Source organism: Microbacterium sp. NPDC087592 (assembly GCF_044743585.1).
In the GTDB taxonomy this organism is placed as follows: domain Bacteria; phylum Actinomycetota; class Actinomycetes; order Actinomycetales; family Microbacteriaceae; genus Microbacterium.
Genome location: NZ_JBIUWT010000001.1, coordinates 2,083,994 through 2,099,236 on the forward strand (window position 1 = coordinate 2,083,994; position 15,243 = coordinate 2,099,236).

General features: G+C 70.1%; 13 protein-coding genes. 8 read left to right on the forward strand and 5 right to left on the reverse strand.

Annotated elements, in window-relative coordinates; translation table 11 throughout:
• Positions 1-99 precede the first annotated feature (99 nt).
• Genes ACIOTO_RS09900 through ACIOTO_RS09910 form a run of 3 tightly spaced genes read left to right on the forward strand, consistent with a single transcriptional unit; the run spans position 100 to position 3,667 of the window.
• A complete protein-coding gene (locus tag ACIOTO_RS09900) occupies positions 100-1,149 on the forward strand; it encodes a biotin/lipoate A/B protein ligase family protein (protein WP_029262139.1) in 1,050 nt (349 codons plus the stop codon).
• Positions 1,128-2,105: a DNA-methyltransferase gene (locus ACIOTO_RS09905; protein WP_400857657.1), complete on the forward strand. Its 978-nt coding sequence runs from the start codon at positions 1,128-1,130 to the stop codon at positions 2,103-2,105. The genes ACIOTO_RS09900 and ACIOTO_RS09905 overlap by 22 nt, the downstream gene beginning before the upstream one ends.
• Positions 2,106-2,155: 50 nt before the next feature.
• Positions 2,156-3,667, forward strand: coding sequence for a carboxylesterase/lipase family protein (locus ACIOTO_RS09910; protein ID WP_400857658.1), 1,512 nt, complete (start codon positions 2,156-2,158; stop codon positions 3,665-3,667).
• A 20-nt stretch (positions 3,668-3,687) separates the two neighbouring features.
• Here ACIOTO_RS09910 and ACIOTO_RS09915 read toward each other — a convergent pair whose 3' ends face one another.
• From ACIOTO_RS09915 to ACIOTO_RS09925, 3 genes are read right to left on the reverse strand one after another with little or no spacing between them, the layout of a single operon-like run.
• Positions 3,688-4,035, reverse strand: coding sequence for a cupin domain-containing protein (locus tag ACIOTO_RS09915; protein ID WP_400857659.1), 348 nt, complete (start codon positions 4,033-4,035; stop codon positions 3,688-3,690).
• On the reverse strand, positions 4,032-5,435 hold the full coding sequence (locus tag ACIOTO_RS09920; RefSeq protein ID WP_400857660.1) for an NAD(P)/FAD-dependent oxidoreductase: 1,404 nt from the start codon (positions 5,433-5,435) through the stop codon (positions 4,032-4,034). The genes ACIOTO_RS09915 and ACIOTO_RS09920 overlap by 4 nt, the downstream gene beginning before the upstream one ends.
• A 28-nt stretch (positions 5,436-5,463) precedes the next feature.
• Positions 5,464-5,931 carry an Lrp/AsnC family transcriptional regulator gene (locus tag ACIOTO_RS09925; RefSeq protein WP_029262144.1) on the reverse strand — a complete coding sequence of 156 codons (468 nt, stop codon included), beginning with the start codon at positions 5,929-5,931 and terminating at the stop codon, positions 5,464-5,466.
• 100 nt (positions 5,932-6,031) lie between these two features.
• On the opposite strand from ACIOTO_RS09925, the gene ACIOTO_RS09930 reads away from it, so the two are divergent.
• Positions 6,032-7,483, forward strand: a complete 1,452-nt coding sequence (locus tag ACIOTO_RS09930) for a gamma-aminobutyraldehyde dehydrogenase (protein WP_400857661.1) — start codon at positions 6,032-6,034, stop codon at positions 7,481-7,483.
• 52 nt (positions 7,484-7,535) lie between these two features.
• Here ACIOTO_RS09930 and ACIOTO_RS09935 read toward each other — a convergent pair whose 3' ends face one another.
• A complete protein-coding gene (locus ACIOTO_RS09935) occupies positions 7,536-8,840 on the reverse strand; it encodes a peptidoglycan DD-metalloendopeptidase family protein (protein ID WP_400857663.1) in 1,305 nt (434 codons plus the stop codon).
• A 268-nt stretch (positions 8,841-9,108) separates the two neighbouring features.
• On the opposite strand from ACIOTO_RS09935, the gene ACIOTO_RS09940 reads away from it, so the two are divergent.
• The 4 genes from ACIOTO_RS09940 to ACIOTO_RS09955 all read left to right on the forward strand — a co-directional run bounded on the left by ACIOTO_RS09940 (position 9,109) and on the right by ACIOTO_RS09955 (position 14,232).
• Positions 9,109-10,653, forward strand: a complete 1,545-nt coding sequence (locus tag ACIOTO_RS09940; protein WP_400857664.1) for a DUF222 domain-containing protein — start codon at positions 9,109-9,111, stop codon at positions 10,651-10,653.
• Positions 10,654-10,777: 124 nt separating this feature from the next.
• Positions 10,778-11,926, forward strand: coding sequence for an ROK family transcriptional regulator (locus ACIOTO_RS09945; RefSeq protein ID WP_400857665.1), 1,149 nt, complete (start codon positions 10,778-10,780; stop codon positions 11,924-11,926).
• Between the two features lie 54 nt (positions 11,927-11,980).
• Positions 11,981-12,910: a polysaccharide deacetylase family protein gene (locus ACIOTO_RS09950; protein WP_105711960.1), complete on the forward strand. Its 930-nt coding sequence runs from the start codon at positions 11,981-11,983 to the stop codon at positions 12,908-12,910.
• Positions 12,907-14,232, forward strand: a complete 1,326-nt coding sequence (locus ACIOTO_RS09955) for an MFS transporter (protein ID WP_400857666.1) — start codon at positions 12,907-12,909, stop codon at positions 14,230-14,232. The genes ACIOTO_RS09950 and ACIOTO_RS09955 overlap by 4 nt, the downstream gene beginning before the upstream one ends.
• 1 nt (position 14,233) lies before the next feature.
• Here the strand turns inward: ACIOTO_RS09955 and galE are convergent, their stop codons facing one another.
• On the reverse strand, positions 14,234-15,214 hold the full coding sequence (galE, locus tag ACIOTO_RS09960; RefSeq protein ID WP_400857667.1) for a UDP-glucose 4-epimerase GalE: 981 nt from the start codon (positions 15,212-15,214) through the stop codon (positions 14,234-14,236).
• Positions 15,215-15,243 lie beyond the last annotated feature (29 nt).

Below are 15,243 nucleotides of genomic sequence, written 5' to 3' on the forward strand. Positions count from 1 at the left end.
TGTGCTCGACGGTTGATCGGCCGGTGGTTCATCCTGCCCGTGGTTGATCCGTCATCGCTGACCCGCCGTATCCGAGGCCCTGCGCCTTAAGCTGGAACCGTGCACGGTGAATACAAGGTCCCAGGTGGAAAGCTCGTCGTCGTCGACCTCGAGATCGAGGACGACCGGATCGCCCGCTTCCGCCTCGCCGGCGACTTCTTCCTCGAGCCGGACTCGGCGCTGGACGACATCAACGCCGCGGTCAACGGGCTGCCCGCCGAGACGGACTCGACGGCCATCGCCGCGGCCGTCCGCAGCGCCCTTCCGGATGGCGCTCAGCTGCTCGGCTTCTCGCCCGAAGCCGTCGGCACCGCGGTGCGTCGCGCGCTCGTGACGGCCCCGGGGTGGCGCGACTTCGACTGGGAGATCGTGCACGACAAGGCGGTCTCGCCGCGCATGAACCTCGCCCTCGACGAGGTGCTCACCGCCCGCGTCGGCGAGGGGCGCCGTCGTCCCACCCTGCGCATCTGGGAGTGGAACGAGTCGGCCGTCGTGATCGGGTCGTTCCAGTCGTACCGCAACGAGGTCGACCCCGAAGGCGCCGCACGGCACGGGTTCGACGTGGTCCGCCGCATCTCCGGCGGCGGGGCGATGCTCATGGCCGCGGGGCAGATCATCACGTACTCGCTGTATGTGCCGGCATCGCTCGTCGCGGGCATGACCTTCGCCGACTCGTACGCCTTCCTCGACGACTGGGTGCTGCAGGCGCTGCGGTCGCTCGGCATCGATGCGGTCTATCAGCCGCTCAACGACATCGCGAGCCCGACCGGCAAGATCGGCGGTGCCGCGCAGAAGCGCCTCGCCAACGGGGGAGTGCTGCACCACGCGACCCTGTCGTACGACATCGACGGCCAGGTCATGACCGAGGTGCTGCGCATCGGCCGCGAGAAGCTCAGCGACAAGGGCACCACCTCGGCCGCCAAGCGCGTCGATCCGCTGCGCAGCCAGACCGGGCTCGAGCGCGCCGAGATCATCGAGCGGTTCAAGGACACCTTCCGCTCACTGACCGACGCCGAGACCGGTGCGATCACGGCGGACGAGTATGCCGACGCGGAGGCTCTCGTCGAGTCGAAGTTCGCCACCGAGGCGTGGCTGCATCGGGTGCCGTGACCGCGGGCGCGGTCACCATCATCGAGGGTGACAACCTCGCCGTCGCGGCGACCCTGCCCACGGGTTCCTTCACGCTCGTGTACCTCGACCCGCCGTTCAACACCGGCCGGACGCAGGGGCGGCAGGTGGTCACCGCTCGGCGAACGTTCACAACTCAGGAAGAATCCGCAGATTCGGGCGCGGAGCCCGTCGAATCGAGCGATGCGGCACCGGTCTTCCTGAGTTCTGAACCGCCCGCAGCCGAGCCCGAGCCTGCGGCCGAGCCCGCGACCGAGGTGCGGCACGGGTTCCACGGCCACGCGTACGAGCGGGTGCGCGGGATGCTGCGCGCGTACGACGACCGTTTCGACGACTACGGCTCCTTCCTGATGCCGCGGCTCGAGGAGGCGTGGCGGCTGCTCGCCGACGACGGCACGCTGTATCTGCACCTCGACTACCGTGAGGCGCACTACGCGAAGGTGATGCTCGACGCCGTGTTCGGGCGGGACTGCTTCCTCAACGAACTCATCTGGGCGTACGACTACGGCGCGAAGTCGCGCAGCCGCTGGCCCACGAAGCACGACACGATCCTGGTGTACGTGAAGAACCCGCGGGAGTACGTCTTCAACTCCGACGAGGTCGACCGCGAGCCCTACATGGCACCCGGACTGGTCACGGCCGAGAAGGCTGCGCGCGGCAAGCTGCCGACCGACGTGTGGTGGCACACGATCGTGCCGACGACCGGGCGCGAGAAGACCGGTTATCCCACGCAGAAGCCGGAGGGGATCCTGCGCCGCATCGTGACCGCGTCGAGTCGACCCGGCGACCGGGTGCTCGACCTCTTCGCCGGCAGCGGCACGACCGGGGCCGTGGCCTCGGCGCTCGGTCGCGATGCCGTGCTGGTCGATGACAACCCCGAGGCGATCGGGATCATGAAGACGCGGATGCCGCACGCCGAGGTGATCACGCCCGGCTGAGGGCGTTCGCGGTGTCGCCGCTCGCCGTCCACAGACGGGAGAATGCTGTGATGACGGATACCGACTTCGAGACGACCGCCGACCTCGTCGAGGTGACGACCACCGCAGGACGCGTGCGCGGCCGCTGGCGTCCGACCACCGGTGGTCGAGGCAATCCGCGGTCGGCGGCGTTCCTGGGCATCCCGTTCGCGGAGGCCCCGGTCGGTGAGCTGCGCTTCCAGGCGCCCGTGCCGAAGGCACCGTGGGAGGGCGTGCGCGACGCGCTCGAGTTCGCCGCCACCGCGCAGCGCGGCGATCCCGGCGTCACGCTCATCCCCGAGCCGAGCGTCGAGGGCGAGTCGACGCTCAACGTCAACGTGTTCACGCCGAGCCCGGCCCGCGCCGAGCAGGGAACCGGGCTCCCGGTGCTCGTCTGGATCCACGGCGGCGGGTACTTCGCCGGCTCGCCCGCGAGCGTCTGGTACGACGGCCGCAACTTCAACCGCGACGATGTCGTGACCGTGTCGATCTCGTACCGCCTCGGCTTCGACGGCTTCGGCTGGATCGAGGATGCTCCGTCGAACCGTGGTGTGCGCGACTGGCTGCTCGCGCTGGAGTGGGTGCAGCAGAACATCGCCGTGTTCGGCGGCGACCCGTCGCGCGTGACGATCGCCGGCCAGTCCGCGGGCGGCGGTGCCGTGCTGACCCTGCTCGGCATGGAGAAGGCGCAGCACCTGTTCCACGGTGTCTACTCGATCTCCGGCGCGCTCGCCGATGTCGCCGCCACCCGTGCCGAGACGTTCGGTCGCGGGCTCGCCACCGCCGGCGGGGTCGAGCCGACCGTCGCCGGCTTCTCGTCGCTCTCCGAGGAGCGCATCCTCGAGCTGCAGAAGAAGGCGACCGCGCTCGGGCCGTCGTCGGTCGGCACCATGATCGAGGAGGGGCTGCCGCTCGGACCGCGCATCGACGGCGATCTGCTGCCACGGTCGACGCGCGAGGCGCTCGCCGCGGGTGTCGGCGCCGACAAGCCGCTCGTGCTCGGAGCGACCGACGACGAGTTCACGATGGTGTTCTCGGATGCGGCGAAGAAGCTGCGCTGGGTGCCCCGGTCGCTCCTGCTGGGAAAGCTCGGGCTGCCGAAGGCCGCGCGCCGTGCGTACCTCGCCGCCAACGCCGACGTCACGGGACTCGGCAATGCGCGCGTCGCCGGGCGACTGCTGACCGACCGGATGTTCCGCTCGGCGCTGCTGAAGGTCGTCGCCGACCGCGGGGCCGCGCCGACCTGGGTGTACCGGTTCTCGTGGCCGTCGGGGCGCTTCGGTTTCGCGGAGCACTGCCTCGATGTGCCGTTCTTCTTCGACTGCCTCGACGGGCCCGCGATCGAGCCGCTCGCCGGCCCGAACCCGCCGCAGCGGCTGGCCGATGAGGTGCACGGCGCGGCGGTCGCGTTCGTCACCGACGGGGATCCGGGTTGGCCGCGGCACGAGGGGGGTGCGGGCATCGTCCGGGTCTACGACGTGCCGACACGCGACGTCCGCGATGCCTACGCCTCCGTGCGTCCGCTCCTGGGCGAGTCGTCCTGACGATCTGAACCGACCTGCCGTCAGGCCACGTACACCTTGCGGAGCGTCTCGGTCACGGTCCAGGTCGTGCGCATGCCCTCGGCGAGACGTACGACCGAGCCGGGGCCGACCTCGAGGTCGGGCAGCCCCGACGAGCTGAACGAGATCGTGGCGCGGCCACTCAGCACGACGAACACCTCGTCGGCCTCGGTATCGGTCGCGGTGCCCGGCGTCATCTCCCACACTCCGACCTCGACCCCGCCGATCGTCGCCAGCCCGTGCACGGCGGTCGTCGGGGCGCCGGCGAGCACCTCCTCAGCGGGCAACGGCTCGTGCGTGAGTGCGAGACCACGAGCATCCACCCCCGTCCCCGCCGCGAGAGCGTTCACGAGTCGAAGCCCATGCCGACGGCGTCGAGCGTCTTGAGGAACAGGTTGCGCTTGCCCTCGTTGTGGTCCGCCCGGTCCATGGCCGCGCGCACCAGGTTCACGCCGATCGACGCGGCGGGCTCCGGCGGGAACGGGATCGGCTTCTCGCGCACCATCCGCAGCTCGGTGCGTTCGGTCTCTGCGCCCGACAGCGTGTCGAGCATGACGTCGGCCGCGAAGCGCGCAGCACCGACGCCCAGTCCGGTGAAGCCGGTCGCATAGGTGACGCGGCCCTTTCGGGCGGTGCCGAAGAACGCGCAGAAACGGCTCGACGAGTCGATCGCCCCGGCCCAGCGGTGGGTGAAGCGCAGGCCCTCCAATTGCGGGAAGGTCGTGAAGAAGTGCGAGGCGAGCTTGCGGTGGCTCTCGATGCGGTCCTCGTACTCGGGGCGCACCTTGCCGCCGTAGTGGTAGACCGCGTCGTAGCCGCCGAACAGGATGCGGTCGTCGGCGGTGAGCCGGTAGTAGTGGAACTGGTTCGCGCTGTCGGCGAGGCCCTGGCGGTTCGACCAGCCGATCGACGCGAGCTGTTCGGCGGAGAGCGGCTCGGTCATCAGCACGTAGTCGTAGACCGGCACGGTCATCAGGCGGTTGCGCTTGAGGAGCGAGGGGAACACGTTGGTGGCGAGGGCCACGGCATCCGCCACGACCCGACCGTTCGGCGTGACCAGCGTGATCGGACCCGAGCCGTCGCCTTCGATGGCGCGCACGATGCTGTGCTCGTAGATCTCGACGCCGAGGTCTGCGGCGACGCGTGCCAGCTCGACGCCCAGCTTGGCCGGGTGCACCATCGCCGAGCCCTCGCGGTCCCAGGCTCCGGCGAGGAACGTCTCGGAGTGCACCTCCGCCTGCACGGCTTCGCGGTCGAGGAAGCCCGGTTCGTCCCGGAGCCACTCGACCTGGTGCGGCTCGACCGCCACGGCCAGCTGACCGGTGCGCTCGAACTCCGCGTCCATGCCGTAGCGTGCGACGGTCTGCTCGATGCCGTCGAGGTTCTCGTGGCCCAGCTCCTCGAGCCGGTCGATCTCCTCGGGCCAGCGGGTGACCCCGTTCTCGTGACCGTGGGTGAGGCTCGACTCGCAGAAGCCGCCGTTGCGACCGGATGCCGCCCACGCGATGCGCGACGCCTCCAGGAGGACGACGCGGCGCTCGGGGTCGCGCTCTTTGGCGCGCACGGCCGTCCACAGTCCGGCGTAGCCGCCGCCGACGATCGCGAGGTCGGCGCGGACCGTGCCGTTCAGGCGCGGATGCGTCGGTCGATCGACATCGTCGAGCCAGAACACGCGCAGAGCGGTGTCGCGCAGGGAGTCGTCGACGACCCGCTGCGGCGGCCGACGGCGTTCGAAGACGGTGGTTCCCATGATCACTCCGATGCGTCAGGGGTGCGCCTCAGCGCGTTCCCCAGTTGTAGAGGTCTTTGTACAGGCCCGCGTAGAGCAGGCTCTCGGTGTGGACGATGCCCGGGATGGTGCGGATGCGGGTGGCGATGAGGGTGATCAGGTGCTCGTCGTCCTCGCATACGGCCTCGACGAGGATGTCGAACGTCCCGAGTGTGACGACGACGTAGGCCAGCTCGGGGATCGTGGTGAGCTCTTCGGCGATCGCGCGGGGGTCGCCGGAGACGCGGATGCCGATCATCGACATGCGGTGGAAGCCCAGCTGCATCGGGTCGGTGACCGCGACGATCTGGATGATGCCGGCCTCGGTCATCCGCTGCACACGCTGGCGAGCAGCCGCCTCGCTGAGCCCGACCTCGCGCGCGATCTCGGCGTAGGGGCGGCGTCCGTCCTCCTGCAGGAGTTCGACGATGCGCTTCGAGATGTCGTCCAGTGCAGGCTGGGCAGGCTTGGGGCTCATCTATCGATATTGACAGTCAACACCTGATTCTGCAACTGATTCAGTCGCTGTGCGCGGGCGATATCTTCCGATTCCGCAGGCTGCGCGCTACCATGACGGCATGTCCCGCACCCTTCTGGAGAACTCCGCGCCGTTGCAGAACTTCATCGGTGGTCGCTACGTGCCCGCGAGCGGGGCGGAACGGATGCCGCTCCTCGATCCTGTCACCGAAGCCACGTACGGCGAACTGCCGATCTCCGACGGTGCCGACGTCGACGCTGCCTATGCCGCGGCATCCGCGGCCTTCCCGCTCTGGCGTGACACGACCCCCGCCGATCGGCAGCTGGCGCTGTTCCGCATCGCCGATGAGATGGAGTCGCGGGCCGAGGAGTTCGCCGACCTGGAATCGCAGGACACCGGCAAGCCGCGCGCGAGCCTCGTCGCCGACGAGATCATGCAGTCGGTCGATCAGCTGCGTTTCTTCGCCGGTGCCGCCCGCAGTCTCGAAGGCCGGGCCGCCGGGGAGTACCTCGCCGGGCATACCTCCTTCGTGCGTCGGGAGCCGATCGGCGTGATCGGTCAGGTGACGCCGTGGAACTATCCGCTGAACATGGCCGTCTGGAAGATCGCGCCTGCGCTCGCCGCCGGGAACACGGTCGTGCTCAAGCCCGCGGAGTCGACGCCGTTGACCACGCTTCTGCTCGCCGAGATCGTCGCGCTGCATACCCCGGTCGGCACTCTGAACGTCGTGCTGGGCGATCGCGACACGGGTGTGGCGCTGGTCGAGCATCCGATCCCGCAGATGGTCGCGATCACCGGTTCGGTGCGTGCGGGCATGGCGGTGGCGCGCTCGGCGGCGAACGACGTGAAGCGCGTGCACCTGGAACTCGGCGGCAAGGCGCCGGCGATCGTGTTCGCGGATGCCGTGCTCGAGAAGGCGGTCGACGGGATCATCACCGGGGCCTTCTTCAACGGCGGCCAGGACTGCACGGCGGCCACTCGGGTGCTGGTGCACGAGTCGCAGCACGACGAGCTCATCGCCGCGCTGGTGGCGAGGGCGAAGACGCACGCGCGCACCGGAGGACCGCACGAGGAGGGGGTGCTCTACGGCCCGCTGAGCAGCGCGGCGCAGCTCGCTCAGGTGCAGGGCTTCATCGACCGCCTGCCGGCGTATGCGACCGTCGAGACCGGCGGACGCCGCCAGGGAGGCCGGGGCTACTTCTGGGAGGCCACGATCGTGTCGGGCGTGCGGCAGGACGACGAGGTCGTGCAGGGCGAGATCTTCGGTCCGGTGCTGACCGTGCAGGCGTTCGGATCCGACGACGAGGCGCTGGAGATGGCGAACGACGTGCCCTATGCGCTCGCCGCCTCGGTGTGGACGACGGATCATGCCAGGGCGATGCGGTTCTCGCGCGACCTCGACTTCGGCTGCGTGTGGATCAACACGCACATCCCGTTCGTATCGGACATGCCTCACGGCGGGTTCAAGCACTCCGGATACGGCAAGGACCTCTCGCAGTACGGCTTCGATGACTACACCCGCATCAAGCACGTGATGAGCGCGCTCGACTGAGTGGCCGCGGCCGCGTGGACCGCGCAACGCGCCGACCGTTCGAGTGTGAGGGTCAGTTCACGTGCGTCTGGAGCCAGGGCATGGGGTCGATGGCGACGGTGTTGATGTGGACCTCGAAGTGCAGGCAGGAGCCGAACACGTAGCCGGTCGATCCGACGTCGCCTAGGTACTGACCTTCGTCGACACAGTCGCCGACCTCGACCGCACGGGTTCCGTAGTTCAGGTGCGAGTAGACGGTGCTCACGGCCTGTCCGTCGACGATGCTCTCGATCTGAATCGTCACGCCGTAGCCCTGGTAGCTCTCGGTGGAGCGGGAGACGCAGCCCTTCATCGCGGCGTTGATCGGGGTGCCCACGCCCGCGGCGAAGTCCTGGCCGAGGTGAGACCGGCCCGGCCGTGACGCACCGAAGCCATCGGTAAACGAATAGGTCCCGTCTGCCATCGGCATGATGATGCGATCGGCGATGGGGATGTCGACGGCGCTTCCGAGCGGCATGCCGGCAGCGAGTGCCGCCGCGACGGCACGGGAGCGTGTCTCCTCGATCTCCTCGGGCGTCGTCGCCGAGAAGGTCCCGCGCGGAGCGATCTCCGCGCGGATCTCGTCCGAGGACGACGACGCGGACGTGGATGTGTAGGACTGCGCGGCATCGGCAGCGGCCGCAGTGGTGAGGCTGGTGGTGGCGCCGGCGACGACTCCTTCGCTCCCGGTGGCGAGTGCGGGCAGTGCGGCGCCGGTGACCATCACGCCGATCGCGAATGTGGCGCCGAGCGCCTTGGCCTTCGCCCACGGACGCTTCGCGCGGCGGGGACGGACCGGAGACGATGCGGGCTTTCGCGCGAGACGCCCTCGCGGGCTCCGGGGGCGGCCGGGCGTGCCGGTGGCCTTCGGGTGCGACGGGCGTGGGGTGTCCGTGGTGGCGGTGCTCGCGCCGACGGGAGACTGCGTGTCTGTGGGTGTGCTCGCGTCGACGGGAGACTGCGCGTCTGTGGCGGTGCTCGCGTCGACGGGAGACTGCGTCTCGGTGGCGGTCGCGGTCGCGGTGGCGGTGCTCGCGTCGACGGGAGACTGCGTCGCGGTGGATGCGTCGGCCGTGCGGGGAGGCTGTGCGTTCGAGGGCGCGTCCGCCGCGCGGGGAGCTTCAGGAGTCGTGGGGGCGGAGTTCCGCCGATCGCGCCGCAGCAGCGGGCGGGGTGCGACTGGTGCTTCTTCGGGGGCTTCCGGGGCGTCGTGAGCGCGCTCGGGTGGCAGGGAGTTCGTGACGGAGTCCTTCCGGAGGGCAGATGTACGCGGCGGTCGATCCCCCCGGATGCCACCGTTACCGATCTGTAATTTAGTTGGCGAACCTGTGAGCGTCAAATCGAAGAGCGGATGCTCGACGTCATTTCGACGACGGATGCTCGGTCTCCAGCGACATCGGTGTGTGCGGTGTCGACGTGGATACTCACACTCTGCCCTGGTGGGGGCGTCCGCGTGCGTCGCAGTGCGGCGTGCTCTGGCCAGTGTGGACAAGTGTTGCGTCGGTGTTTCTGTGGAGGGCGTGTCGGTGTTTCGCGTGTTTCGGAATATTGCTCTGAACTGGGGTTATCGGGGTTCGAATGTCGGTGGTCCCGGGTTGACTGGGGGTATGAACAACCCCGCGGAGCTGCTCGGCCAGGTCGTCGCTGACCTGGATGCGGTGCTGCGCTCTGACGTGATCGCCCGGCTCGGTGACGACGAGAAGATGGGGTTGTTGCGGGTCGCGGGTGAGGTGCAGCGGCGGGTGGAGGCGGTGGTCGTGGAGGCGGTCGCGTCGGTCGATGAGCGGCCGGCGGGGTCGGGGGAGCCGGCGTTCTGCGGACGATATGGGTGTCGCACGGTGAACGAGTTGCTGCAGCGGGTGGTGCGCACGGATGCTGCGGGGGCGGGGCGGGTGGTGAAGGCCGCGAAGGCGGTGCGGCGGGAGGTGGGGTTGTCGTCGGGGGCGTGGTTGCCGGCGCGGTGGCCCGCGCTGCGGGTGGCGTTGGTGGACGGGACGATCGGGGTCGCGGGGCTGTTGGCGGCGATCGGGCCGATCGAGCAGGCCGGGTCCCGGGTCGGGGCCGCGGACCGGTTGCGGGCGGATGCGGAGTTGGCGGCGTACGCGCGGGGGTTCGCGGCTGCTGACGCGGAACCGGAACCGGAACCCGATGCGGACACGGACTCGGACGCTGGCGGGGAGGTTGGATCGGCGGCGACGCCGGAGGATCTGCGGTTGTTGGCGCAGGTGATCGTGCAGTATCTCGATCCGGATGGTGCGGAGCCCGCGGATGACATCGCGATGCGGGTGCGGGGGCTGACGCTCGGGCGCGCGAAAGACGGGGTGGTCCCGGTCCGGGGACGGTTGCTGCCGGAGGTCGCGGGACAGTTGCAGCGCCTGTTCGACGCGTACCTGAACCCGAAAGTCGACGGACCACCCGTCCCCGGAGTCGTGTTCCGGCCCACGGGGGAGACGAACTCGGAAACGAACTCGGAAACCCTCGATGACGGTGCGGGTATGGATGACGACGCGCTTCCGTCCGGTGACCCGGGACGGATGGTCGACCCGCGCTCCCGGTCGCAGAAGCAGCACGACACCCTCGCCGCGATCCTCGGCATCGCCGCCCGCCATGACGACACCCCACGCCTGGGCGGTGGTGCGCCCACCCTGGTGGTGTCCGTCACCGCAGAGGACTACACGTCCGGTCGTGGCTGGGCGCACGTCGACGGCATCGACACCCCCGTCCCCACCCGTGTCGCCGTCCACACCGCGTGCGCGGGCGGGGTGCAACGGGTGCTGTTCGACCCGCACGGGCGGATCATCGGCATCAGCACCACCGACCGGATCTTCACCGCGCATCAGCGTCGCGCGATCACCCTCCGCGACCGCGAGTGCCTCATCCCCGGCTGCCACGTCCCCGCGACCTGGTGCGAGATCCACCACGTCCACGAGCACGCCCACGGCGGTCCCACCCACACCGACAACGGCGTCGCCCTCTGCTGGCACCACCACAGAACCCTCGACACCTCCGGCTGGGAGATCCGCATGCGCCACGGCACACCCCACGTCCGCGGACCCGCCTGGTGGGACCCCACCCGACGCTGGCGCACCCCACGACCCCCGACACCACGACCCGCACCTGCGGCCCGCCGCTCGACTGCGCTCAGAGCATGAGCGGCCACGACCGGGCTCGGCGCGAACTGTCGACCTGTGCGACACGATGTGGCATGCTTGCGGGCATTGCGCCGGGCCCCGTTTCTGGGGCCGTCCGTGAATCGAGAGGTAGACGCCGGAACACATGTCCAGACCACTCGCGGGACCGCAGGGCCTGCTACGCACGCTCAACGGTCGCGCGATCCTGGAGGCGCTCGCGCGCAGCGGTCCGCAGACCCGCGCGGAGCTGATGTCGGCGACGGGGCTGTCCCGCACGGCCGTCACCCAGGTGCTGCGGATGCTCGAGGCAGCGGGCGCCGTCGCCTCGGCAGGCATCGACCGCGAGACGCGCGGGCCTGCCGCCGGTCGCGTGACCCTGCATCCGCGGCTCGGGTTCGCCGCCGCTGTGCACATCGACCACCACGCCGCGCACGTGGTGCTCGTCGACGCCCGCGGAGTCGTGCACGCCGAGGAGCACGCCGTACTGCCCATCCAGGAGGACCGCGTCGAGCACATCGTCGCCCTCGTCGACCGTTGCCGAGGCTCGGTGAAGGCGGCCAAGGGGGCGATCCACCTCGCCGTCGTCGGCATTCCCGGGATCGTCACCGCCGATGGCGGCATCCGCGACGATCTCGGTCCGGACGGCGGCGCCTTCCGCGCTGCGCTGACCGCATCGCTCGGCTGCCCGGTACGCATCGAGAACGACGTCAACCTCGCCGCCCTCGCCGAGCTCACGGCGGGCGTGGGCGGCGACCTCGCCAGTTTCGCGCTGCTGCTCCTCGACGACGGGCTCGGTGCCGGCATCGTGATCGACGGCGCACTGCACCGCGGATTCTCCGGTGTCGCGGGCGAGGTCATGTACCTGCCGCAGACTCCCCTCCCGATCGGGGCGCCCATCGTGAGCGACGCCGTGGTCGGAGATCTCGCACTCGGGGCGGGGCGAGACGCCGAGGCCACGCTGGAGGACCATCTCGAAGCCGCCGGTCGCGGTGACGAAGCCGCGATCCGGGTCGTCGCCGAGATCGGCACACGCATCGTGCTCGTCGCCGGCAGCGTCGGTCTCGTGCTCGACCCCGAGGCGTTCATCCTCAGCGGCAAAGCCGCCCATCCCGTGCTGGTCGAGGCGATCCAGCGCGTCGCCGACGAGTACGCGCCCCAGCTCCCGCTGCGGTTCCTGGTCTCGTCGTTCGGCCCGGAGGCCCCGCTGGTCGGCGCCGTCGACGAGGCGGCTTCCGCCCTCCGGAGCATGCTGTTCACCCGCATCCTGACCCCGGCGGCGAAGTCCGGCCGCTGAGCTCTGCCCCGATCGCCGCCCTCGATCGCCCGTCCCTACCCGACAGGATCCCCGATGACCGCTCCCTCCGACCTCGCCGACCGCCTCGGCCTCGCTCCCGGCGCGCGGGCGATCATCCTCAACGCCGACGACTTCGGCATGTGTCATGCGGCGAACACCGCGATCGTCGAGCTGCTCACGACCGGGCACATCGACTCGACGACCGTGATGGTCCCGTGCTCGTGGTCGCCCGAAGCGCTGGCCTTCGCGGCTTCCCGCACGGACCTCGACGTCGGCGTGCACCTGGTGCTCACCAGCGAGTGGAGGCGCTACCGCTGGCGCCCATTGACCGGCACGGGAACGAGCCTCGTCGACGCCGATGGTTTCTTCCCCGCTGATGTCGCGACCGTCGAGCGGGATGCGACCGACGACGATGTCGCCGCCGAGCTCGCCGCCCAGCTGCAGGCCGCGCTCGACGCCGGGGTCGACGTGACGCACCTCGACAACCACATGGGCTCGGTCTACGGCCTCGTCACCGGCCACGACTTCCTGCGCCCGGTGTTCGAGCTCGCCGCCCGCAACGGCCTCCCGTTCCGGCTGCCGCGGACGATGGACGGGGTGGGGGAGGATGCCGCATTGCAGGCCAAGCTCGACGACGCGGCGGCCGCAGCGGACGCCAGCGGCATCGAGATCATCGATCGGCTCTGGTCGCATCCCTTCGAGCTCCTCCGCGAGGGTGAGCCCGACGAGGAGACCTACGAGCAGGTGCGTGACGGCTTCATCGCGTTGCTGCGCGCTGTTCCCGCCGGCGTCACCGAGATCTACCTGCATCCGATGATCGACGACGACGAGCTCCGGGCCGCGGTCGACTTCAGCGCGGCGAAGCGTGGGTACGAGCTGCGTCTGCTCACCGACCCCGCCGTGCTGCAGGCCATCGAGGACGAGGCTCTCGTGCGCATCGGCTGGCGTGACCTGCGCGACCTGCAGCGGTCGTCCGCGCGATGACGGTTCTGGGCGAACGCCTGCGCGATCGACGGCTGGATGCGGCGCCGACCAGGGCGCAGACGATCGCATTCGGGGCATCCGGGTTCCCGACCCAACTGATGGCGCAGACCTTCTCGGCCTTCATCGTCTACTTTTACGTCTCACACCTCGCGGTCCCAGCCGGATGGGTGGCCGCGGCGATGATCGCCCACGGTGTGCTGAACGCGGTGCTGAATCCGGTCGTCGGCACGATCTCCGACCGGCTGCGCACTCCCTGGGGTCGGCGCATCCCGTGGATCGGTCTGGGCATCGTGCCGCTCGTGGTCGCCTTCGCGCTGGTGTGGATGCCGCCCGAGCTCCCGGCCGCCGGCCTCATCGTGTGGTTCCTCGTGGTCGTGGCCGTGTACGACATCGCGTTCGTCGTCGTGGTGCTGAACATCTCCGCGCTGTTCCCCGAGATCTTCCGCACCACCGAGGAGCGCGCCCGAGGCAACGTGCCGCGGCAGATCTTCGCGATCCTCGGCATGGTCCTCGGCACCGCCGGCGCGCCCGCCCTGTACAGCGCGCTCGGGTGGCCGGGGATGGCCCTGGTGCTGGGCGCCGTCTGCCTGGTGTTGCTCGTGTGGTCGTTCCTCGGCGGGATGATCGAGCGCCGGGTCCCGGAGGCGGCGTCCGAGGCCATGCGGTGGGGCGACCAGCTGAAGTACACCTTCCGCAATCGTGCCTTCGTCCCCTACGTGCTCGGGTCGCTGTTCGTGCAGACCTCGATCGCCGTGATCCTCGCCGCGATCCCCTTCTACGTGCGGTACTCGCTCGGGGCTGCCGAGGGGGAGGGGAGCCTGCTGCTCGGGGCCATCTTCGTCACTGCGATCCCGTCGATCGTGCTGTGGAGCGCGGTCGTCCGCCGCACCTCGCCGCGCACGGCGGTGCTGTGGAGCGTGGCGGTGTTCGGCGTCGCCGTGCTCGGCTACCTGGTGCCGTCGGACGTGATCGGCGCGGTGTCGGTCGGCGTCGCGGTCGGGGTGGGCGTCGGCGGCCTGCTGCAGCTGCTCGAGGTCATGCTCGCGCAGATCATCGATGAGGATGCCGTGCGCACCGGGCACCGCCGCGAGGGGGCCTACTTCGGGGTCAACGGCTTCGTGGTGCGAGGATCGGTCGTGCTGCAGGCGGTCGTGGCCGCGGTGGTGCTGACGGCATCCGGATTCGATGCCACGCTCGGCGACGCGCAGCCCGAGAGCGTCGACGGCGGAATCCGTCTGATGCTCGCCGTGATCCCGCTCGGGTTCACCGCCCTCGCGTGGCTGTGCTTCTGGCTCTACCCCATCCGCGCCCGCGACGTCTGAGTCAGGCCGACGCCGCCTGCCGCGCCTCCCACCCCGTGCGCACCATCTCGTCGACCGTGTACCGCATGGTCCAGTCGAGGTCGCGGGCGGCGAGCTCGCCGGTGGCGACGATGCGGTCGGGGTCGCCGGGGCGGCGGGGGCCGATCTCGGGGGTGAAGTCGATGCCGGTCACGCGGGCGACGGCATCCATGATCTGCTTCACGCTGAGCCCGTCACCGGAGCCGAGGTTGTACGCCGCCTCGATGGGGCTTCCGTCGGCGAGGCGCTGGGCGGCGGCGACGTGCGCGGCGGCGATGTCGCCCACGTGCACGTAGTCGCGCACATTCGTGCCGTCTGCGGTGTCGTAGTCGTCACCGAAGATCTTCGGGGTCTTGCCCGCGAGCAGCGCCTCGAACACGATCGGGAAGAGGTTGTGCGGGCTGACGTCGTAGACGGTCGGGTCGGCGGAGCCCACCACGTTGAAGTACCGCAGCGAGGTGTGCCGCAGCGGACGCGCGGAGTCGGCCGTCGCGATCGCCTGGTCGCGCAGCAGCCATTCGCCGATGAGCTTCGATTCGCCGTAGGGGCTGGCCGGCTTCTTGGCGGTGTCCTCGACGACGAGCGCGACGTCGGGGGTGCCGAACACGGCGGCCGAAGAGGAGAACACGATGTTCGAGACGCCCGCGGCTTCCATCGCCTCGAGGATGATCCGGGTGCCCGCGACGTTCTGCGCGTAGGTGTGCAGCGGGCGCTGCACCGAGACGCCCGCGTACTTGTACCCGGCGACGTGGATGACGCCCTGGGCGTCGTGGTCGCGCAACGTCTTCTCGACCAGGTCGCGATCGAGGATGCTGCCCTGCACGAACGGCACGCCCTCGGGCACGAACGACGCGACGCCGCTGGAGAGGTCGTCGAGCACGACCGGGGTGAGCCCGGCTTCTGCGAGGGCCCGCACGACGTGGGCTCCGATGTAGCCGGCGCCGCCGGTGACGATCCAGGACATTGCATTCCTCTCCTGCCGCGGAGTGATCG